Genomic DNA, 22,775 nt, shown 5'->3' with positions numbered 1-22,775 from the left:
ATGGCTGCAATAGATCAATATATAGAGCGCATAGCTGACGAGAGTCTGAGAGGAGAGATTCAGATGGAGTTGGCGCGCCTGATGAAAAAGAAAAGTTTTGGACTGGTGTTTGAACACCACATGCCTGATAACCTGTTGACACCAGAGGTGCCAATAAGGAGGGGAACTAATGTGGTGATACGTAACGGAAAGGTAAGCGATGTGTATGAGGTGCAGAGCCTTACTGATACAGAAGCCACTTGTGTCCAGCTATCCACGATGAATGAGGTGGTTCTTCCTTTGGCAGATTTAGTTGCTATTGCACAGCGTGGTGATGTCATCTATCCTTATCTAAAACCAATGGATAGTGTGAAGAATGCACCAGATAGTGAACTCTGGCACACGCTCATTGAAGCCGATAACTATCATGCATTGCAGTTGCTAGTATATCTATATGCTGGACAAGTGGATTGTATTTATATTGATCCTCCTTATAATAAGCCAGATTCACACGATTGGAAATACAATTGTGACTATGTGGATGGTACGGACTCTTATCGTCATAGCAAATGGCTTTCAATGATGGAAGCAAGATTGAAGATTGCCAAGAAACTTTTGAATCCGAAGGACTCTGTGTTGATTGTTACTATAGACGAATTGGAGTATCATCATCTTGGATGTCTGCTCGAGCAATTGTTTCCAGAGGCAAGAATACAGATGATAAGCACGATGATAAACCCGGCTAACGTTGCTCGGGTTGGAGGCTTTGGACGAAGTGGTGAATTCATCTTTTTTGTATTATTAGGAGATTGCACGCCACATCAATTGGAATTAGGAAGAGAATGGGTTTCAAGCAAAGGAAGAACACATACTGGATATGTTAGATGGGATTTACTTAAGAGGTCAGGATTAGGTGCATCAAGAAGTGATTCACCAGGAGGCTTTTATCCTGTTTATATAGACCGAAATAATATAATTAAACTTGTAGGCGAACCATTACCTCCAGGTATCTCGAAAGCAGAAGAAATAGAAGGCCTCTATCCGTTATTACCTATCAGAAAAGATGGTAGCGAAGGTAGGTGGCAATGGACATCAGATACTTTCCGTGAGAGACAAAAACAAGGTCGTGTGAAAATAGGAGGGAACTATAAAAAGGGATATACTATTTATATATTGAAAGATGGTGAATATAACAAAATTTTATCTGGACAGTTCAGAGAAATTGGGAGAGGGCCCAATAATGAAATCATAACAGAAGGGAGTGACAACCATAGTGGCTTATTTAAGGCTGTTCCTGGAGATATATGGAGAATTTCAAGTCATGATTCGACGCAATATGGTTCTAGATTGCTAAATAGTATAATCGGAAGTAGGTTCTCTTTCCCCAAGTCCCTCTATGCAGTTCATGATGCACTTCGTTTCTTCATTGCAAACAAGCCAAATGCTCTGATACTGGATTTCTTTGCAGGTAGTGGTACTACACTTCATGCCGTAAACTTGTTAAATAAGGAAGATGGAGGTCATCGACGCTGCATTATGGTGACAAACAATGAGATTGGTGAACCAAAAGAAAAGGAGCTGATTCCTCAGGGAATTAAACCCGGCGATGAAGAATGGGAAAAGTGGGGCATTGCCCGTTATGTGAACTGGCCTCGCACACAGTGCAGTATTCTTGGTATTGACATAAACGGCAAGCCTATAGAGGGTGAATACTTCACCTCGCTGACAGAAACCAAGGAGTTGGACCGCAAATTTACACAAATCAATTTCTTCCCAGCGGGAGCAAACCAGAAGCACAAGAAGTCCTTGGTATCTCTCATCAACAAGCAGAAAGAAGTAAAACTGCCTACAATGACTGCTGATGTGCTATTCCTTGTGTCAGAAGATGACAGCTATAATGCCTCCATTCTCTTTGATGTCACCAAAATCGACGATTATCTAGAGGCTCTGGAAGGCAATGACCATATTACCAACTTCTATATAGTGACTGATAAGGACGCCACATACCGTCAGGTCAAAGAAGAAATAAGTCAACTGATGGGCAAAATAGAAGAAACCGTTCCTGTATCAATGTCCATGAAAGACGGCTTTAAAGCAAACGCTACATTCTTCAAGTTAGGCTTCTTGGATAAAAGGTCTGTGGCTCGCGGACGTCAGCTACAGGAACTTCTGCCTATCTTATGGATGAAAGCTGGAGCTAAAGGCGAATGTCCGACCAATGTCGAGGGAGAATTTGTAATTTGGCCCCAAAACCACATCGCCATCTTGAAAAAAGAGTCATGTTTCCGTCAGTTCCGTAATGAATTGGATAAACATCCCGAAATAGAGGTTGTCTATATCATTACAGACAGCCAGAACGCTTATCTCACAATGATTGATGAGTTGAGAGAATTCAGGACTTATCAATTGTATAGAGACTATTTGGAGAATTTCAGAATTAACTACGCAGCAAAATAAGAAGAACGGAGCAATATGAATATAGCATTAAAACCTTTTCAGAAACAGAGAATGTTAGAGCTGCGCAAAGTAGCAGCTATGGCTCAGATGAACTGGCAACACTTTGGCCAAAAGCAGATTATCTCTTTTACCGCTCCTACCGGTGCTGGCAAAACCATCATGATGGCCAGTTTCATTGAAGCGATGATGTGTGGGGATGAGGAGGGCATGATGGCACCAATGCCTGAAACCATCTTTATTTGGTTGAGTGATGCTCCTGAACTTAATGAACAAAGTAGGCAGAAAATGATTAAGTTCTGTGATAGATTGGTGCTTAATCAATTGGTTACTCTTGACGATAGTTTCCGAGGTGATAAGCTTGAACTGGGGAAGATATATTTCCTAAACACCCAGAAACTCAACAAAACCAGTAAGATGACTAATACTGGTGATGGAAGAGACTGGACGATATGGGAAGTCATAGAAAATACTATTGAGGAATATGGCAAGCATCTAGTGCTAATTATTGATGAAGCACATCGTGGGGCAAAGACTAATCAAACCACCATCATGCAGAAATTCGTGAAAGGATTTGAAGATAAAGCTGAGAATCAGAAGTTACAAGCCCTGCCGTTTATAATTGGTATGAGTGCAACTCCAGAACGTTTCAATAGTCTTGCAGGTGCCAGTCTCTCAACACTGAGCAAAGTGGTGGTGACTCCCAAGGAAGTGCGTGATTCAGGACTTCTAAAGGACAAAATCGAAATTCACTTCCCTGAGGAGAGCGTTATTAACAAGAACATCGCCGTGCTTCAGGCTGCAGCTGACGAATGGAAAGACAAATGTTTGCATTGGTATAACTACACCGAGAAACAACACTACCAGAATGTCTGTCCCATTTTTGTAGTTCAGGTAGAGCCAGCAGTTGGCAACAAGATTTCTGCTACTGACTTGGATGAGTGCATACGAGAAATAGAAAGACGTACTGGCGAGAATTTTGTAGAAGGTGAAGTGGTTCATGCCTTTGGTGATGCTGGTACAATACCGATTAATGGTATTGACGTGCCGTATTGTTCTCCCTCGTCTATCAATGATGATCGAAAGATTAAGGTAGTTCTTTTCAAAGAAGCTCTTTCTACTGGCTGGGACTGTCCTCGTGCAGAAGCGATGATGTCATATAGAGTGGCCAAAGATGCTACCTATATAGCACAGTTGCTGGGCCGTATGATTCGTACACCACAAAGAATGCGTATTGAGGTAGATGAATCTTTGAACTATGTACACTTGTATCTGCCGCATTTTGATGAGAATACAGTAGAGGAAGTTGTTAAGAAACTGACAGAAGAGGAAGGCGGAGCATTGCCAACAGATGTGGAAGCTATCAGAGGAGGAAATAAAACCTCTGTTGTCATGACAACAAAACGCCCCGTTGCCCATGTACAACCAAGCAATCAGGCAGGAAGTACACAGTCAACTTCTTCTGGTTCCACTGTTCATCAGCCGGTGAATCAAGTTCAGAACACTCCTGGAAGTGAATCAACTAAACCTCAAACAACCATTCCACAGCAGCCTGCCACTGTAGTAAGAGACGATGGTGAGCATCAATCATCCCATGGTGGCCATCAGTCTTCTGAGCCAAATGATAAGCAACCTGAAATGGAATTGTTTGTAGAGAATGGAGAAAATCCTTCACAAGAGAGCCAAGACCCATACGAGGCTGTTAAGGATGCAATCAATAACGCTGAGATACTGACTTATGAGGTAAAAACGGTTGCAGTCAATAAAAATTATGTCCGTTCGCTTTTTGAAATGGCTCGTCTGGGTGACATGACAGGTATGGACGAGAAATTTGCTGCCGTTGATAAGGTGAAAGATGATATTGCAAGGCTGATCCACAACTTTATTTCAGAACTGAAAGCTAAGGGTGAGTACGAAGCTCTTGTGGACAAGGCTCTGGAATTTCAGCTGAATACCATTAGTGTTGAACTATATAAAAGCGGAAGCAGTTATGATGTGCAGCAAGGACCGGATCTTTTCTCCAGGACTGATGCTGGTTTGCAGCGGCAATACTTCAATGCTGAAATTCTACTCTGTGGCGAAGGCGTAGGCCAACGATATGCAGACAATTATGAAACCGATGATTATGCTAGTATGTATGATGTCATCCTGTATGTGGCTGATAGCCATCAAACTGACATCCGAATGGATTATGCCAAAGAAGAATTCAATAGGTTGGCAGACCTTTATCGACCAAAATCCAAGAACATTCCTGAAAAAGACCGTCAGCGATACAATAGTCTGGTAACAATGGGAAGTACCATTTCAAAACACCTGTTCCATCTGCCAGAGACCATCAATGTGGATTTGGACAATGAGGGTGAAACCTGTACTGACCACCTGTTTGTTAATGCTGATGGAACAGCAACATTCAATCTAAAAGGATGGGAACCTATCACGCTGGAAGAAGAGCGAAAGAATCCCTATTTTGTTTGCTGGCTCCGCAACCAGGACCGCAAGCCCTGGGCATTATGCATCCCATACGACTATGGTGGTGAGACACATCGTATGTTCCCTGATTTTCTGATTATCCGAAAGAACGAATACGGGAATTATGAATATGGCTTGCTGGAACCCCACCGCGATGACAAGAAAGACAATCTCGCTAAAGCAAAGGGTTTAGTAAAGTATGTACAAGCATGTCCAAATGTAGATAGGGTACAGATGCTACGTAAGATGAAAACTTCGTCAGGCGAGAAGATGCTGAGACTGGAATTCACTAGACTGTCCGTTCAAGAGAAGGTGATGAAATGTGTAGAGGAGTCTGACTTCGATAAGGTCTTTAACGCTGAAGGGGGGTACGAATGAATTGGATCATACGAACCTGGATTATGTGTAGATAAAAATCAAGATCTGGCAAATGAGTAGCTTGGGTAGTATATTTAGGGAGTTCTGCAAATTTGTAGATGAACGTATTTTCCCAGAGGAAAATGCGGGGACCTATGTTGCCTTTGTTGTTGACCAGACTTTTGTTGACGAGTTCTGCAAGTTACACTCTTTGACAGAAGAAACACTAATGGATGCTGTGGGGAATTGCTTATATGACCAAAGACGAGACACGTTGTTCGTAAAAGGTATGTTGGCCATTCAACTATTTGCCGCATCTAAAATGGCTGAAAGCGATAATATATCTGCCAGGAACTACCGATACCGCTTATCGCGCATTCTGGATTGGGACATCACACAGATGGACGAATGGTTAGGAATGTACCAAGACGGACTTTGGCATTCGCTTTACAAATGGTGCGACCAACACTATTTCCAAATTACCAAATGTGAGATGAAGTCTGGGCCATGGAAAAATGTTCAATACCCAATAAATCAAGCAAGAAGGGTCTTCTCAGAGGAAGATCTGAAATACATAGCCGCTTGTTTCGTAGAAAAAGGGCTTTCACCTACTGATGATTTGCAAAAGCGTGATTTTAGGAAAATCATATCAAATACAGATATTGTTCTAAATGCTCAAACTCATCATGGAAGGGTCGTCATAGATAATTCTGTCAGACAAGAAGATTATTATGATCAAGTCTATAATTACTTTCTCAGGTGGAATGGAGAATATAAAGAAAGGAATGGTAAACCTAAAAATGTTGTAAAAAACGGTTCTAATCAACTTTTCATGTATCTTCCTGATGATTTTCGCTATTTGGAGATGCGTACTGCAACTCTTTCATTAGAGAAGAAATTTGATTTGGCTTCAACCTCATATGACATATTAGCAAAGAGTTACCATTTTAAACGTAATGGTATTATCCTCTTTAAACGAGACGATGTCTATGATAATTATTGGCAGGAGACTTGGAACTTGGAAGGTAAAGAAACAGAGGGGTTGGTCATTTGTTTCCCACAGAAAGAATCAACAATTCGCTACTACCTGCGTCCCAATATGATATACCACAACAAGTATATTGAGATATTCACGATTAAATACGATACCTATACACGAGGGTTCTTTGCTGATAAGCGCTTCTATGAGTTGTTTGGCGGTTTGAAAATTGGCCGACAAACATATCTGAAGGGAGCTGCTCCTACGCTCAGATTAGAATGGCCAACCAAAATTTGGATTGACGGAAAGGCGTATAGTGAAGAGGAATGTAAGGGCGATATTTCTCTGAACCATCTCCCAGAAGGACACCACTATATCAAAATTCAAGATTATAAGAAACTCGAATTTGATTTAGTGATGGCTAATGCCAATACCTGCGACTGGATGCAATCCTATTTCCAGTGGCACTTCGACAAGCAGGGGGCAACTTGGGAAAGCACCCAGGAAGAGCAGGGCATTGTCGGTTTGGATTATCCACCAATTCAGCAAAACAATATAAATGAAGATGTTCCAACGTTAAGGCGATGGTCAAATCAACTGACGTTCGGACAACACTATGAAGGAGAAGCAAATATTACTTTACGAATCATAAAACAATCAGAACTATGACAGAATTTGAATATAACGAGTATAAAGTGGTCGGATATGTAGACTTCTTTGCTGGGAATCCCAATGCAAAAATCGAGGTTGTTGGATACACTGATTGGCGTAATAATTTTACTCCATTAAAAGAAAGTGAGAGTCTAAAACTATTTCCTCCATATGGAAAGGTTTTTGCCCACAACTTTGCTGAGAGATATTATGAGACAAAGGGAACGCTGGTGTGTATAAGCGTCATACCCAACGAAAAGGTTGGCGAAGGGTATTATGCCTATATCTGGAACAAATCTGGAGGCGTTTATGAATTCGGTGCCAGAGTAAAAAAACTTAAGGGAGATTTCACTGCTAACGGACAATATAACTATACTTTGCTTGAAGAGAACAATCTACTAAATGTTGAACACGACACTTTTGTTTCTTCTGGTGGATCGATTTATCTGATTAAAGCGGATAGCCAAGATAGGCTGATTTCATACTGGAAAGAAAGTTCGTTGGACACACTAACTGTTAATGGTAGATTATTTGTAACAGATACCGCTAAAGGTGGTGAGGACGGTAAAATTGACATCACTACTGATGAACAGCTACAGGAATGGTTTATGAAGAATGTCTTGAAGAAAAACTGGAATCAGATCTTCGAAGAAAAGACATTCCGCAACGTGGAGCCACTGCTGAGAGAAGCCTTTGCAAGTTCAAAGGGACTGGATGGTCTTGTCATTAGTAGTAGAATCAAGAGGCTTACTCACATCACCAGAGCATTAACAATTTCTTTTGAAGAACTGAACGAGTTAAAGACGTTACCTTGGCTTAAGGATTCTATCGAACAATCAATATCTGTACATCGTAAAGCGTATCTTGAAGAAGTCGAAAAAGAAAAAGCGAAAGAGCTTCAGGAGATACGTGAACGTTATGATATGGAAATTCTCCTTGCTAAGGAACATGCAGAGGAAGAAGAGCAAAGGCTAAAAAAATTGATAGGGGATATTGACGAGACTTATCAATCTAAGCTTGCAGAACAAGAGAGGTTACTTCAAGAAAAGAAAGTGGAAGCAGAACTTCTTGAAGAATCTATTGCAGGCAGGCGGAAGGATTTTGCAACATTCGAAGAAAGTATCAACCGTCTAGAGGAAAGGAAAGAGAGAATTATCGAGGATTTTTCTGTGGTAAAAGAAGTCCTTGGGGTTGGAAGTCATTCGTCTGCACCAATTTTGCAAGCAGAGAATGTAACTATAGAAGATCTAGACATTGCGAGTGATGCAATTCCTGTATATCAAGCTTTCATCAAGTCACTTGAAAACGCATTAAAGACGAATCGGCTTACCTATTCGATGGCAACCGACATAGGAAATCAGATTGCTCTGTATAAGATTATGTTGGTACCCGATGTGGCTATTGCTAAAGTGATTGCTATTGCCAGCATGAAATGCCGATACGCATTAGAATACGTAAGTGCTACTTGGAAGTCATTCACTGATTTGTGGCAAAACGGATTGGGACAAATGGTTGAAGAATGCTATAGAAATGAGGATATTATGCATTTCTTATTCTTGCAGAATATAAATCTAACCTATCTGCCAAACTATATGATGCCGCTGATTGATATTCAGCGGGACATCGTATCAATGTTCCCAGGAGTAAACAAAAAGTTCCCTGCAAATTTGCGTATCATATGCACTCTTGCCAATGACGATGTTATGCCATTGGCCGAAAACTGCATAAAACATATGGGCTGCATTGATAGAAGTATAGAAAAAGATTTCTATGGAAGAATCGAGATTCCAGAGAATACGAATATAGGTTATTTAACTCCGAAGGTCTTGGAAGAAGCTGGTAAGTCTCTTAAAAACATACCAAATTATTATAAGAGCTATCTTGAAGATGAGCAATAAGGAACGATATGAAATGCAAAAGCTTCTGTATGTTTGGTTGAGCAAACTCGGAAGGAGAAGTCTGGATTCCATCAAGACAAGTTGTGACTATCTGGTAGAAAGTCACCAGCTCACATCGAGCAATCCTATCTGGGAAATCTTCTGGCCATTGGTGTTTAGTGGTGTTGCAGACCATACAGGAAAGGGCTACTATGCCTTGACAGAACCGCTCATATTGAAGTTCGAATCCCATTATTACCATATTAACAACATCCCCGTTTCGGAAAAATTCAAAGAGGTATCTGTCGGGATTTATATCACTGAGGGTCTAAAAAATGAATACGACATAAAAGAAATTGAGGTTGATTCCAAAGCTATACTTAAGAATTATCCTTCTGTCGATAAGGTTGTAGATAATTTCTCTAAATCTATACAGGACGAGAAAGAATTGAAGTATTATGATTGGAAGAATAGAATTGGTGTCGCAGAATTGGAAAAGGAAGGACTTAAGCGATTCTTCTCTTATCCAGCCAAAGCATATATGAGAGAATTGCCTGACAGAACAATTAACCCTGATGCATTTGCCATTGCATATTGCTATGGCAGAGCTATCAGTGGGGAAGGTAATGGCACTTACTATAGTGAGCAAAAGAAACTTGTTTCCCCTGCATTCGCAATTCCTTTTACCCTATATAGGGTTCTTCAGTTAGAAACGATGAAAAGGAAAACCCTGCCGGAAAAAGAAGACAATACCTATATATATAAAGGTGTGTCCTCTTCTGTGGTTAAAGAATTAAACCGAATACTTTGTAATTCCATACGATATGAATGATCCAATAAAGATATTCTCCGATATACGCCACGCATACTTAAAATACATTAGTAGTGGTTTGCCATTCTTCAGGAAGGAGTATGGTCAAGAACGCGATAAACTGATGGAAGAAACAGGTACTATTTGCCAGCCTCCCATCATAGAATTGGTAACAAAGTATCACGAGAAAGCATCTCTGAAAGACTTTTGCACTTCAGAGAATGTTTCTCAGGAGCTTAATGATTTTGTCAATACCGGATTGTTTACTAACTCTGGCCACCAAGAAAGGAAATTGTATGATCATCAGTATTCTGCCTTGAAAGAGGCTTTTATAAACAGAAAGCATATTGTTGTAACAACAGGCACAGGTTCAGGTAAGACAGAATGCTTCTTGTTGCCCATAATCGCTGATCTAGTAAAGGAGTCAAAGAAGTGGGAAGAGTCAAGACCAAGAGCCATGCGAGCAATGATATTGTATCCACTAAATGCTCTTGCGGAAGACCAAATGATTCGTTTGAGAAAAGCGCTAAACAGCAGGAAAACGGATGGAACTGGCGCATTAGATTGGCTTGATAAGTTTAGGAACGGACATCGTTTTTACTTTGGCAGATATACAGGTGCCACTCCTGTGAGCGGTACGAAAGAAAAGAGCAAAAGCAGACTTGCTGAGGAGAAACGCCTATTAACCAAAGATTGGATAGCTGCTAAGAATAGCCATGATGGAGACTTACTATATCATATCCCGTGCATGGAACAAGATTCGGCAGAGATGTGGGATAGATTTTCCATGCAGGACAATGCACCTGACATTCTCATCACCAATTACAGCATGCTTAATGTAATGCTGATGCGTGAGAACGAAGCGGACATCTTCGCAGATACTAAGAAATGGCTTCGAGAGGATAGAACAAATGTTTTTCATCTTGTTATAGATGAATTGCATACCTATCGTGGAACGGCAGGAACGGAAGTCGCTTATCTTCTAAGGGTCTTATTGGATAGACTGGGGCTGTCTCCAGACTCGCCCCAAGTTCAGTTTCTGGCAACGAGTGCTTCTCTTGAAGAAAATATGCAATCAATAGAGTTCCTTTCGGAGTTCTTTGGTATCGAAAAGGAAAGTTTTAAAGAGAAATTTTGTGTACTGTCCAATCCTCCACAGCCTTCTGTCAGAAGGCCAGATGTGGCGTTGCCCATTGCAGAATTGGTTAGATACGGCAACGGAGATGAATCTGGAGAAGACGACGGAACACTTCTTTGTGTCCTTGAATGCAATGATTTCTATGAGATTACAGAGAAGTACAAGTTGTTAGACTGGCTGAGATTTGCACTTAGTACCCCCAAAGGCATTATACCAAAGGATGTTGAGAAAATAGGCGAGGCTTTGGGGATAGAAGTAAGTGATAGGCTTCCTGTTGTGTCTGCTGTAATCAAAGTAATATGCAAGAGCGTATGGAACAATGCAGCGGTTGCTCCGATAAGAGCACATTTCTTCTTCCGAAATGTAAGTGGATTATGGGCATGCTCCGATCCAAACTGTACATGCGTTCATGATGATTATCAATTTGACGGCAGAAACATAGGCACTTTCTATAAGCGCCCAAGAAATATTTGTTCATGCGGTATGAAAGTGCTGGAGGTACTTGTCTGCGAGAACTGCGGTGACGTGTTTTTAGGCGGTTATAAGATAAACAGCAATGGAAAATCTTTCCTAAGCGTAGAAAAGCCCATAACTAATGACTTCGCAAGCTATTGCGTGCTATGGAAAGGCAAGGCGGAATCAAAGGATGGTTGGAAACGTGTGAACTACAATCCGGCAACAGGAGAGGTGTGGAACGACATGGATGGTGAGTATTCGCTACATGAGCAGATGTCTGATTCGGAAACTAAATTCCCATCTAAATGTCCACAATGCGAAGTGGCCTATAAGGTTAAAGACAGCAACAGTTTTACCCCAATCCGTCATCACAGTACAGGACTCCAAAAAGTCAACCAAATACTTGCAGACTCTCTTATTAGAACGATGAAGAATGCCAAAGAGACGAATACGAAGGTGGTGTTGTTCTCCGATAGCAGACAGTCTGCCGCAAAATTGTCAGCAGGTATTGAACTTGATCATTTCCGTGATGTGTTACGATGGGCCATATTAAATGCCCTGAATGGAAGTGATGAAGCGATTACCTTCCTAAAGAAATTCAGAGAGACAACACCTCCATCAAGGGAAGACATTGCTAAATTCATGAAACTGTCGCAGGACGAGAAATACAGAGACTATGCTCAAATTATAGATTGGGAACAGAAGCAGTGGGCCACCGAAGACCAGATAGAAAAGTTAAATGCTTTCTTGCAGTCATCCAGCGGTCTGAGAATAGGCAATATCGAGGATGACGTGTTCGAAAAAATTCTGTCATTGGGAATGAATCCCGCTGGTCCAAAACCGTCTTTCTCTGAAAATCCTGCTGCCGGTATCTGGAGTGATCTTTATGACTTCAACACGCTGAAGATGAAACCAGACCCCAGTGATAGTAAGAGGAACTTTAACGATGATATACATTTCTCCAATAAGATAGAACAACTTGGCAGTATTTTCTCTAATAAGAGCGGTTCTTTTGAGGAACTGAAACTTGGCTATCTTGCGCCAACAAGTGATATTGACGACCCGATAATGAGGGAACTTGTCTGTTCTGTTATAAGAATTTTAGGTGAGAAGAAAAGGATCAAGGGATTCCCATCAAAATATCCAGCTACAGACAGTTTCCCAAGAGCTGTGCGCAGCCTAATCAAAGAAGTCTATCATCGGAGTGATAAGATCTTTATTGATGGGATAATTGATAAACTCCATCAGATTCTGCGAAGTAGAGAAATCATCGACAGAACTGTCACTCTATTAACAGGTGACGGGCTTTCATTTGTAAAGGCAACAGCTGGTTCGAAATATTGGGTGTGCCCACGGTGTAAGACAACTCACATGCATCATGCTAATGGTGTCTGTATTAACTGCCTGCACAAATTGGGAGAACCACAAATTCTAACGGAAGATGAGATTAATAATCCTGATGATTACTATCTCACTCTGTTAAAATCCACGGAGAATGTATATCGCTTACATTGTGAAGAAATGACTGGACAGACTTCCAAGGAGGATTCAAGGAAGAGACAACGACTATTCCAGGAAATCTTCCTTCAAACGGAAAATCCAATCGTGGATGGAATAGACCTTTTAAGTGTGACAACAACAATGGAAGCAGGTGTTGATATTGGCTCTTTGTCTGCCGTTATGATGGGTAATGTCCCGCCACAACGATTCAATTATCAGCAGCGTGTTGGTCGTGCTGGACGAAGAGGGAATCCATTGTCTATTGCACTTACGGTGGCAAGGTCATTGAGTCACGATCAGACTAATTTCATGGAATACAATCGAATGGTATCTGACACGCCTAAAGATCCATATCTGGAAGTTAGGACGCACGAGATAGCTGAGAGAATCATTTTCAAGGAAATACTATATGCCGCATTAAGGAAGAATGCAGGCGGTAGCGATAGTGTTCACGGTAACTTTGGGCTTATAGATGCATGGGAACATAACAAACAGATTGTTGAAGACTGGTTGGCAAAGAATAAGCCAGAAGTTAAACGGATTATTTCTGTTGTAACGAAGGGTACAGAGATTTCCGAAAAGCTAAAGAAAGACATCTTCGATTATATTTATATTCAGCTAATTGACCGAATATCGGATATTGCATCAAGCGATGATTATACGCAGGATTATCTGAGTGAACGATTGGCAAATGCAGGTTTGCTGCCGATGTTTGGCTTCCCCACGAGAACGAGAAATCTGTATCTGAGTGAACCCAAGAAGCTTCCGGCTGAAGATGTTGTATCTCGCGATATAGACATGGCTCTTAATTCTTTTGCTCCTGGTCATGAAATCGTTAAAGACAAAAAGGTGTTCAGAGCTGTAGGGGTTGCGGACTACGAGTATAATAAAGCCACTCACATTGTTCAAGTGAAGCATAATTCGCTAAACAAATATCGTCATCCACTCCACAGATGCAGGAACTGTGGTTATTCAACCATTAGCGACGAAGACGGTAATTGTCCCGTTTGTGGTAATGAGATGGAGAGTGTAAAGATCTGCTCGCCATTAGGATTCTGTGTGGATTACAGTGTCAAACCCGATGACTTCAATGGTAGTTTCGACTGGTATTCACCCAATAGTGATATTAAGCTTGACTGTGAGCAGTCTCTCTCTGAATGTCCGCAAGTTGCTAATATGACTATCAGGAATAATACAATTCCTTCGCAAGGACTTGTTCATTTGGTAAACGATAATAATGGTGACCTGTATAACCTTGGCCGGAATCAGAGGGGCATTTATGTATCAAGAGATGCCTACCCTGAAGAAATTGGGCGTTCAATGCAATTAGACTTTGAATCGAAGTATGCATTTTATTCATCCAAAACAACGGGTGTACTTACTTTATCAATTGCTAAAGTTCGCGAGGATATATGTCTGTCACCCGTCTTTAATGAAAACCAGAATAGTTATGCGGTTCGCGCAGCCTTCTTGTCATGGGGATATTTGGTGCGTAAGGCTATATCATCCTATCTGGATATTGATTCGTCAGAACTCAATGTAGGTTTCTATATTGTGCCTGCAACAAAGCGAGCTGAAGTATTTCTCGTAGAAAGTTTGGAAAACGGAGCAGGCTATTGCAACTATCTCAGTGGTAGGAAATATCATGATGTTCCTGAGCAAGCGATTGTATCTCCACTAGTTGAAGGAGGTGAGGTTTATGAACAACTCACCTCAAAGAGTCATGAGGAAGGGTGTACGTCATCTTGCTATGATTGCATAAGAGATTATTCCAACCAAAGTGTTCATCAGCTGCTTGACTGGCGACTTGGTCTTGACATCGCAAGATTGGCTAAGGATAGCAGGGCGAAAATAGATTTCTCGGTTACATATTGGCATGATTTCGTGTTCGGAACGATTAATAACATGCTCATTAGGAATAACTATACCACTAAGGTGACAGAAGGAACCATCACAGGAAATGATCCTTATGGAGAGAGATTTATCTTAGTACATCCGCTATGGTCCGAAAAGTATGTTAATAAGCTAATAGGGAGACTAAATGGTGTATACCACAAGCCTATCTCCATATTCGGTTTGTCTAATTTGAATGGATAAAGTATGAAATGGATGCTTATCGTATTGGTCATGGCAATGAAGATTATTAAATATGAATAGGATATTACAATTTTATAACTACGAACAATGTTATGCTCACTATACAAAACGTATTATGAGCATCCGACAAGCTAAGATACGCGGAGAGATTATCGTGGCCAAACCAGTATTGTTGCTAAGTATCATTGATGGAATAGATGCAGATGTATTCCCGAGTAATTACATCAAATTGGATGATTGGCTGGAGAGGCGATATTCTACATTGATGGAGCTGTACATGAAAGACTCTCAATTTGACAAGCCTACAGACGTCTCCAATCCTTTCTGGCATCTGCAGTCAGATGGATTTTGGCATTTGCAATGTTCGGGGAAACCACAGGAAGGTGTAACTCCATCAAGACTCTGGCTGAAAGAAAAAGTTGTATTGGCTTTTTTCGATGATGATCTTTGGATATTGCTGCAAAATAAAGTCTGGAGGCAGAAACTTCGTGACTATATTGTTGAACAAAAACTGACAGATGACCGCAGGCTTGGTAAAATTGCGGCAGAGGGGTTAGGTGCAATCGCAGCTTTATTGTTTGCAGCATAATTAAAGAATTAAACAGAAGATAGGAATTATGAGACATAGAATAAAAGCAGGTAAGATAGGCTCGTTTACACCTGAAAAACAGAAGGTGGAGATAGAGCTACTGGAGAACAGAGAAGTCGCTGACGAAGTGGAAGAAATCTTCGAGGAGGATTCGGAACTCAGCAATGATGACGAAGCTCTTGCAGCGATGGAGTTTTACGACAGCCCAGACGAAATGGGATAAAAGAAACGATTCTGTACAGACTCTCCGCACAACAATGCCATTAGGACATGCTGATATCGATAGCAGAAGAAGATGTTAAACCATTTAATTATATAAATATGAAACGGGTGCGCAAGATTTTCTATATTGTATGGACTTTGACGCTAATTCTATTGCTTAATGTCTCCTGTAAACATATTCCAACAAAACCTCTGGTGGAATATGATTCAGAGGATACAAAGATTCTTATTATTCAAACAGATACAGCTGCTCATGATTCCGCATACATTTCAATTGGGAATGTTTATAAGAAAGTGTTGCCCATTAAAGATACCACAAATATATCTGTAAGGGAGGCTTTAAAATCACTAAATCAAATTGAAGTGGCATATCAATTAGCCACTCAAAATTATCAATTTGAAATAAATGTTCACACAACTCGCACAAATGACACCACCTTCATTTACAAGTATAGACCCTTTGACATTAAGCCAATTAATGTGGCGCAAGTGGTGTCTGGCCAGTGTCGTGGGCTATGTGATGTTAATTACAAAAGGGATTATCATGGAAAGATCAGACAATGGATATTTAAAAATGATTTAACGCCTGATAGTGCAATTATTGAAAGAACAAATTCAATATTACGTCAATTCAATTATTCCGGGAAAAACGAATATAGTGCAAAAAATGAGGCGACTCCTATTGTTACAAGTTTATCTGGCATGAACTTTAAGTTTAATGCTCAATTAGAAGGGGAATATTTCTATCTTTATGCCTATCCAAGTCAATCTGGGACACCCATTAAATCTTTTGTGGAATCAAAAATAACGAAGGGGCTTGTTGATGCACATAAATCTGTTAATGAAGTTTTTTCATGCAGCAATAGTGGTGGTTCTGGACCAAATGTTATATTTTTGATTGGGATAGATAAAAATTGGAAATATGTAGCTCTTCCTGTTGGCATTGTCGTTATAGACGACATTGCTCCACACATAAATGCAATTGGACATGCTCCAACAAGGTATAGAGGTTTGCTGGGGTACAGCAATTATAGTAATTACAGTAATACTTCAAGCCCCTCTTGGCCCAGATATGTAACTTTAAAAAGTCAGAATATGCAAATTAATATTCCAGATGTTTCGGGATTAACATCATCAGTTTCCGTTTCTTATGGAAACTTTGAGGGAAATGATTATTTTGGCTACAATATTCCTTTCTATATATCTGTTAATGGGGATGTCAAGTCTATTACTATAGGCTCCCATAAATTAGATGCTCATTCTATAAAGAATGGTGAATGTATACGACTTCATATGAAGAAGTTACATATAGGTGATAATTCTATTCCATTATCAGCGATAGATTCAAGAGGTAATATAGCGACTAGTTCCTTGTCGATTCCTATAGTGTCGATAAGGAATAATTCTTCATATCATGACAACGATGATTATGATGATTTGGAAGATAGAATAAGTGATTTGGAAAGTAGAATGGAAGATTTAGAATAGAAAAGTATTGGAAAGAAGAGTAACGGATGTTGATTGAAAGAATATAATATGGGAAAATATAAAAAGTCATCAATGCATGAAGGGCAAGATAAATTTGCTCGACTTATGCGCCTTGATCAGTTGCTTCGCAATCCTGAAGGTCGTACCCTTAACGAGATCAGGACAGACCCGCAGATTGACGATATTAGTGAACGATTGCTTCGCGACAATCTTAAGGAATTGGAAGATAAATACGGTGCTGTTTATGAAACCACATTATATAGAGGTAGAGAACGTTTGTGGCGATACAAAGACACTAATTTTTCTATTATGAAACAAACCTCTAAGGATATGGAGATTATTCGCCATTCACTTGAAAACCTGAACTTATTTAAAGGGGATCCACGTTATGATATGCTTAGGTTTTATTTAATGGGTTTAGAAAAAGGCGTTTCAGAAAACGGTCTCAGTTTCATGTCTTTTGATAATAATAGTGAAGCGATGGGACTTGAATATGTAGAAGACATATTAGAAGCCATCACTCATAAGTACCCTCTTAAGATGCGGTACAAACCATTCTCCAGAAATGAGTTTACAAGCAATATCCACCCCTATCATCTCCGCCAGTATAATAGAAGATGGTATGTATTTGCCTATTCTGAAGACAAGGAAGATATTCTGAATTTCCCCTTGGACAGGATAACAAAACTCGAACATTTAAGCAAACCATATATCGATACGGATATAGATTTTGACGAGTATTTTGACGACATTGTGGGAGTATCAAACTACAAAAACACCGCAGTGGAAAAAGTCGTTTTAAAGGTTAGTAACAAAAGTATTGATTACATCAGGACTAAGCCATTGCATTGGACTCAGACTGAGCTTAAGGAACTCGGAACGGAGAGCCACACTTTTATACAGTTAAAGCTAAAAGTTAACACAGAATTAAAAATGCTTCTATTCTCTTATAATGATGCAATCGAAGTTGTGGAACCTTTGTGGTTGGTAGAGGAGTTTAGGAAAAAAATAAAGAATATGAGCGACATTTACAAAGTATGAAGAAATCCTGCACACTAATTGGTAAAAAACATTATACCTTTGCAAAGTCTCTGCAATTGTTTGTATACTTGCGAATGATGCCACAAACACCTATGGGCAAAAAAGACGGTGATGTTCTGCTAATTTTATAATTATGAATATATTTAAGAAAATTATGGGTTCCTTAGAGATGGAGAAGAAGATGGAGGAACTTAAAAAAATATGTGATGAGTATACATATAAGAGGGATCGATTGGTTAAACTCGCTCAACAACTGTTTGAGAAACGTAAAGGCTACGTTAACACCATTTGTACAATCGCTGAAGAATTAGAAAATATCAGCGGCTTACCTAAATGGTGTGAGGAAAGCACGAATGAATGGTTTGAGAACATCCGGGACTTTCAAACTGCTGTAAAATATGAAAATGACCCACAGAAGTTTGAGGAACTTACTATAGAGTCAGGAAGAGCTGCGGCATATTGGGCTGGTGGTGCAGCAGCTGCTGGGGGCGCATTAGGTGCCTTTGGTTCTACTGCGGCAATGTCAGTAGCTACCGTTTTAGGCACAGCTTCAACAGGTACTGCTATCAGTACTTTGTCTGGAGCGGCGGCAACAAATGCAGCATTAGCATGGTTAGGAGGAGGAGCTGTCGCTACAGGAGGTGCAGGTGTGGCAGGTGGAAGTTTTATTTTAGGACTATTTGGACCCATTGGAGCTGCGATTGCTGGTGTCAGTGCTATTAGTGGTATTGCCTTGGTTCGTTCAAAAAACAGGAAACAAGTGGAAAACATAGATAAACATATAGATAGCATCCGACATGACATTCAAAGTCTTGACCAAAAGATACAGCGACTTTGTCAAATTATGAATAGAAGTGACTATAATAATGAAACTCGTTTAAAGCCAACGCTAAAATGGATAAAAAAGATTCAGCCTAAAAAATATAAAGAATGGAATGACGACCAACGACATGAACTGGAGAAATTGGTTAATGTTGTATCGAATACAGTTCAATTAATTAATGAAAGAGTGTAATATGGAGAATGACTATTTACACCTAACCAAGGAAGAACTTCTATCCAAAATTACCCAGTTAGAAATGGAGATTAACGATCTTCAGCAACTAATGGGTAAAGTTAGGGAGCACAAACATAATTATTCAGAAGATTTTGGTTTGGTAGTGGTTGCTCCCATAGAAGGACTGGTCAACGAACTATTGATAAACAAAGAGGTTTTCACTGAGGATGAGATAAGGGACATTATTGAATCATATAAAGCTTCAATGCAAATGCATGGAGCATATGAGTGCTTGGGCTGGCCTGTTGATATCCAACTTAAGAGAGTCAAAGAAAGTATGGTGCCGCAAATAAGAAAAAATGCAGCACTTTATACATCAATTTTACAACGGAAAATTGAGTTTAACGACAAATGGTTAGTAGGTAAATTGCAAATGGCGTGTGACGAGGCTACGCACCTTTGCGAGAATTTGGCTAATATAGAACATTTTGATTATGGAGCTGCGACACCATTCAGCATCTGCACTGAAATAAAGAAAGTCTTTAATGATGACAGAAGGGCTTCTGGATATCGCGGTGAATCGTCAATCTACATTGATTATTTATTTGGAGAGTTTGCTGATTTAAAAGTTAGCATGAATGAAAAAGGGTTTCGTAAATATGTGCTTGGCAATATCATAAAAAATCTTCATGAACATGCTTTTAAAGAAATAGATGAGCTTGAATTATCACATAAAATTATAAATAAGAAATTTTCGTGGTGGACAAAGTTTGTCGTTAAACTTCTTCCCTATTCTGTAAGGATGAGATATATGGCAATGTATAAAGATGTTGAAAATTTCAAGATTCCTGAAAAAAGAATACGCATATCTATTCGTCCAAGCCAAAAAGATTCTCAAAGAGTAGATATCATCATAGAAAACAACGGTAAGCCTTTCTATGGTAATATCGAAAAAGTCTTTGAGAATGGCATTGGAGAAGGAAGTGGAATCGGTCTATATTCTGCACAACAATTTTTAAATGCATATAATGCGAATATTACCATGTTCACAAATGCAGATAATGAGTATAAGGTCGGATTTATAATAAATACCCCAATATTATGAACTTTAAGTATAACGTTTTATGGTTGGACGATGAGCCTATCAAGGCTTTGGAAATTATTCGCCAACAAAACCCGAGTGTTAACTTTGAACAAGTTAACTATGTTGATGTATGCGAAAGAGTCTTGGTATCGGAGCCAGAAAGGTATCATGCCGTTATTCTTGATGCTAATGGTGTAAAGTCAGACTCACCCGACAAAGACGCTAATAAAAGTGGCTTCCTGGGTTTGGTAGATCTAGTTAGGGAAAAAAGAATTCCATTATATATATATTCCGGCCAATTACTTCGTGCTTCTGATGGAGATACAGCTGATGTTATCTTAGAATATTTAAAAAGTAAGGGACTTGAAGAAGGGAAGACTATTTTTTATAAATCTGGAGCCCCTTATAATATGATAGATCAAATCATTAGCGATTTAAATTCAAAAAAACACTATTATGTTGGCTATGAGTATCTACTGGATTTCTTTTCAAATGGTTGGATTGAAAACAAATTCAAGACAGAGTTTTTAGATAACCTCATGGAGTTCTTTCATAATGAGGACTACGATTCAGCGCATGGAAACCATATGAGAAATATTACAGAGCAAATCCTTATAAAGGTAAATGAAGAATTTGATCTTGTTCCAAGCTTAAAAAAGGATGACTCTAGCTATTATGCAAATATAGCAAAAGCTATAAAGTTTAAGAAATTGGATGAATCAGAAACAATCAGTGGTCCATTGCTACACATGATAGAACTCAGCAATGCACGTAGTCACTCCGCCTTGCCTGAGGATGTAAGAAAACTCTATTTTGACTCTGATTATGCCACTTTCTTTATTGTGACAGACTGGTTCAACCGTCTAATGTCAACAATAGAGCAAGCGAATACAAATTCAACAGACAAAGAGGATATTGCTGATGCGCAGGATCTCATGAATTCGAAAGACGCTCAATTAGCAACAAGGCAACCACAGATACAAAAGCCTCAGACCCATGAAACAAGGAGTGGAATTGTTGTTCAGACTTACAAAGAAAGTGGCCGCACCTACTGCGATTTAAAAGTAGAGATACCTAAGAGATGGAAAGATTATAGTGAACTACTTATCACAGGGGTTAAGCCTAGCATGAATCCACAATCCAAGACTGTTGGATGGTTCCCGTATTGTGCAGAAGTCCCAAAAGACGAAAAACAGAGTGAAGATATTCACCAATCCACATTCAGTTTGGCAGACATCGCCAAAATAGGTAAACTCAAAAAATAACAAATAGTCTAAGCTCAATTTGGATAACTATGTAGTATGAAGTAATGCTGCATAGTTATCTTTATTATATGTTGTATCTTTGCAACGTCAATCAGACCAGTAGGCGCCAGAGTCGGTTGATGCCACAAGCCACCCACGGGCAGAAAAGACGGTGGAGAAATCTAATTCATGGTTATAATGAAGAACGATTTCCGAGAGACTATTAATGGTATAGCTTCAACGGCAAGTACCGAGTGTACAAATAATCAGCAATGGACTAAATACCATAACAAACATGGTCATGGTTTTGCTGCAGAAGATGCTAATGCCTTTTGGGACAGAATGCATGGTAAAACTGTGGAAAAAGTCGGTTATGACAATTCTTTAAATGGCCCAGACCGTATTTCAAACGGTGTTATGATACAAACGAAGTATCATGCAAACGCATCAAAGTCTGTCGCATCTGCATTTGAGAATGGTTCATACAGATATGGTTCCATGAAGTTGGAAGTCCCCCGAGACCAATATGACGAAGCAATTAGACTAATGCGTAGCCGTATTGCAAACGGAGAGGTACCAGGCATTACTGACCCGAAAATGGCAGAGCAAATGGTTTTGAAGGGACATTACACCTACAAAGAAGCGGTTCGTATTGCCAAGGCAGGAAATATCGACTCCATTAAGTTCGATATTCAGACACAGACAGTTGCTTGTGCATTTGCATGCGGACTTTCATTCACAGTTACTTATTTTTCTGCGAAGTCAAAAGGCATGTCCCATATAGAAGCTTTGAAAACAGCATCGAAACAATCTCTGGAATCTGGTTGCACAACGATGATTACCGGAGTCGCCGCTCAGCAACTCCTCAGGACGCAAGTCGGTAGGGACTTCGCAGCTAAGGCTACTAAAGCCGTTAGACCGCTTGTTGGTGCTGCTGTGAAAACGGAAGTTGGCAAGCAAATGATTACAAAAACAGCATCCGCTATTGTTGGCAGGCAAGTTACTGTTGAAGCTGCAACAAACGTTTTAACCAAAGCCTTGCGCACCAATGCCGTGGTTAGTAGTGTGGTTTTTGTTGGAACAACTATTCCTGATACTATTAAACTCTGCCGCGGTAAGATTTCTGGAAAGGAATTTGCTGAAAATACTGTTTCAAATGCCGCTAGTGTTGGAGGAGGATGGATTGGTGCTAGTGCTGGAGCTGCTGCAGGTTCTATGATTTGTCCGGGAATAGGTACTGTTATTGGTGGTATCGTGGGAGGATTGGGCATCGGCATGGGAGCATCTATTGGCTCAAAAAAAATCTTTGGCCTTTTCTCTTGATTTACTACTATTATTCTTA

14 protein-coding genes are annotated in these 22,775 nt (G+C 39.9%); all 14 read left to right on the top strand.

The annotated features are described in order from the left end of the window. The 14 genes from BLU97_RS01725 to BLU97_RS01660 all read left to right on the top strand — a co-directional run bounded on the left by BLU97_RS01725 (nt 1) and on the right by BLU97_RS01660 (nt 22,756). Nucleotides 1–2,436 (top strand): site-specific DNA-methyltransferase, encoded by a 2,436-nt coding sequence (locus tag BLU97_RS01725; protein ID WP_074759963.1) that lies wholly within the window; start codon nt 1–3, stop codon nt 2,434–2,436. A 15-nt stretch (nt 2,437–2,451) separates the two neighbouring features. Next, nucleotides 2,452–5,280 (top strand): DEAD/DEAH box helicase, encoded by a 2,829-nt coding sequence (locus BLU97_RS01720; protein WP_074759962.1) that lies wholly within the window; start codon nt 2,452–2,454, stop codon nt 5,278–5,280. A gap of 52 nt (nt 5,281–5,332) precedes the next feature. Further along, the gene (locus BLU97_RS01715) at nt 5,333–6,907 is read left to right on the top strand and encodes a hypothetical protein (RefSeq protein WP_074759961.1); all 1,575 of its coding nucleotides are present in this window, start codon (nt 5,333–5,335) and stop codon (nt 6,905–6,907) included. Next, nucleotides 6,904–8,787, top strand: coding sequence for a hypothetical protein (locus BLU97_RS01710; protein WP_074759960.1), 1,884 nt, complete (start codon nt 6,904–6,906; stop codon nt 8,785–8,787). The genes BLU97_RS01715 and BLU97_RS01710 overlap by 4 nt, the downstream gene beginning before the upstream one ends. Then, a complete protein-coding gene (locus BLU97_RS01705; RefSeq protein WP_074759959.1) occupies nt 8,777–9,598 on the top strand; it encodes a hypothetical protein in 822 nt (273 codons plus the stop codon). The genes BLU97_RS01710 and BLU97_RS01705 overlap by 11 nt, the downstream gene beginning before the upstream one ends. Continuing rightward, nucleotides 9,591–14,768, top strand: a complete 5,178-nt coding sequence (locus tag BLU97_RS01700) for a DEAD/DEAH box helicase (RefSeq protein WP_074759958.1) — start codon at nt 9,591–9,593, stop codon at nt 14,766–14,768. The genes BLU97_RS01705 and BLU97_RS01700 overlap by 8 nt, the downstream gene beginning before the upstream one ends. A gap of 52 nt (nt 14,769–14,820) precedes the next feature. Beyond that, a complete protein-coding gene (locus tag BLU97_RS01695) occupies nt 14,821–15,357 on the top strand; it encodes a hypothetical protein (RefSeq protein WP_074759957.1) in 537 nt (178 codons plus the stop codon). Between the two features lie 28 nt (nt 15,358–15,385). Continuing rightward, entirely contained in the window at nt 15,386–15,580 is a 195-nt protein-coding gene (locus BLU97_RS01690; protein WP_074759956.1) for a hypothetical protein, read from the top strand. 47 nt (nt 15,581–15,627) lie between these two features. Continuing rightward, the gene (locus BLU97_RS01685; RefSeq protein WP_074759955.1) at nt 15,628–17,067 is read left to right on the top strand and encodes a hypothetical protein; all 1,440 of its coding nucleotides are present in this window, start codon (nt 15,628–15,630) and stop codon (nt 17,065–17,067) included. Between the two features lie 48 nt (nt 17,068–17,115). Further along, nucleotides 17,116–18,108 carry a helix-turn-helix transcriptional regulator gene (locus BLU97_RS01680; RefSeq protein WP_074759954.1) on the top strand — a complete coding sequence of 331 codons (993 nt, stop codon included), beginning with the start codon at nt 17,116–17,118 and terminating at the stop codon, nt 18,106–18,108. Between the two features lie 133 nt (nt 18,109–18,241). Continuing rightward, entirely contained in the window at nt 18,242–19,123 is an 882-nt protein-coding gene (locus tag BLU97_RS15895; protein WP_074759953.1) for a hypothetical protein, read from the top strand. Then, nucleotides 19,110–20,210, top strand: coding sequence for an ATP-binding protein (locus BLU97_RS01670; protein WP_074759952.1), 1,101 nt, complete (start codon nt 19,110–19,112; stop codon nt 20,208–20,210). Before BLU97_RS15895 ends, BLU97_RS01670 begins: the two co-directional genes overlap by 14 nt. Next, nucleotides 20,207–21,454 carry a hypothetical protein gene (locus BLU97_RS01665; protein ID WP_074759951.1) on the top strand — a complete coding sequence of 416 codons (1,248 nt, stop codon included), beginning with the start codon at nt 20,207–20,209 and terminating at the stop codon, nt 21,452–21,454. The genes BLU97_RS01670 and BLU97_RS01665 overlap by 4 nt, the downstream gene beginning before the upstream one ends. Before the next feature lie 177 nt (nt 21,455–21,631). Continuing rightward, entirely contained in the window at nt 21,632–22,756 is a 1,125-nt protein-coding gene (locus BLU97_RS01660) for a hypothetical protein (RefSeq protein ID WP_074759950.1), read from the top strand. Nucleotides 22,757–22,775 lie beyond the last annotated feature (19 nt).

It is taken from the genome of Xylanibacter ruminicola (assembly GCF_900107775.1).
GTDB classification, from domain to species: domain Bacteria; phylum Bacteroidota; class Bacteroidia; order Bacteroidales; family Bacteroidaceae; genus Prevotella; species Prevotella ruminicola_C.
Note: the sequence above shows the minus strand (reverse complement) of the source record. Positions and strands in the feature narration are given on the sequence as shown.

Bases quoted from the DNA above. Each gene is read 5' to 3' on its own strand.
- BLU97_RS01725 (WP_074759963.1), top strand. From the start codon at position 1: ATGGCTGCAATAGATCAATATATAGAGCGCATAGCTGACGAGAGTCTG.
- BLU97_RS01720 (WP_074759962.1), top strand. From the start codon at position 2,452: ATGAATATAGCATTAAAACCTTTTCAGAAACAGAGAATGTTAGAGCTG.
- BLU97_RS01715 (WP_074759961.1), top strand. From the start codon at position 5,333: ATGAGTAGCTTGGGTAGTATATTTAGGGAGTTCTGCAAATTTGTAGAT.
- BLU97_RS01710 (WP_074759960.1), top strand. From the start codon at position 6,904: ATGACAGAATTTGAATATAACGAGTATAAAGTGGTCGGATATGTAGAC.
- BLU97_RS01705 (WP_074759959.1), top strand. From the start codon at position 8,777: ATGAGCAATAAGGAACGATATGAAATGCAAAAGCTTCTGTATGTTTGG.
- BLU97_RS01700 (WP_074759958.1), top strand. From the start codon at position 9,591: ATGAATGATCCAATAAAGATATTCTCCGATATACGCCACGCATACTTA.
- BLU97_RS01695 (WP_074759957.1), top strand. From the start codon at position 14,821: ATGAATAGGATATTACAATTTTATAACTACGAACAATGTTATGCTCAC.
- BLU97_RS01690 (WP_074759956.1), top strand. From the start codon at position 15,386: ATGAGACATAGAATAAAAGCAGGTAAGATAGGCTCGTTTACACCTGAA.
- BLU97_RS01685 (WP_074759955.1), top strand. From the start codon at position 15,628: ATGCTGATATCGATAGCAGAAGAAGATGTTAAACCATTTAATTATATA.
- BLU97_RS01680 (WP_074759954.1), top strand. From the start codon at position 17,116: ATGGGAAAATATAAAAAGTCATCAATGCATGAAGGGCAAGATAAATTT.
- BLU97_RS15895 (WP_074759953.1), top strand. From the start codon at position 18,242: ATGAATATATTTAAGAAAATTATGGGTTCCTTAGAGATGGAGAAGAAG.
- BLU97_RS01670 (WP_074759952.1), top strand. From the start codon at position 19,110: ATGAAAGAGTGTAATATGGAGAATGACTATTTACACCTAACCAAGGAA.
- BLU97_RS01665 (WP_074759951.1), top strand. From the start codon at position 20,207: ATGAACTTTAAGTATAACGTTTTATGGTTGGACGATGAGCCTATCAAG.
- BLU97_RS01660 (WP_074759950.1), top strand. From the start codon at position 21,632: ATGAAGAACGATTTCCGAGAGACTATTAATGGTATAGCTTCAACGGCA.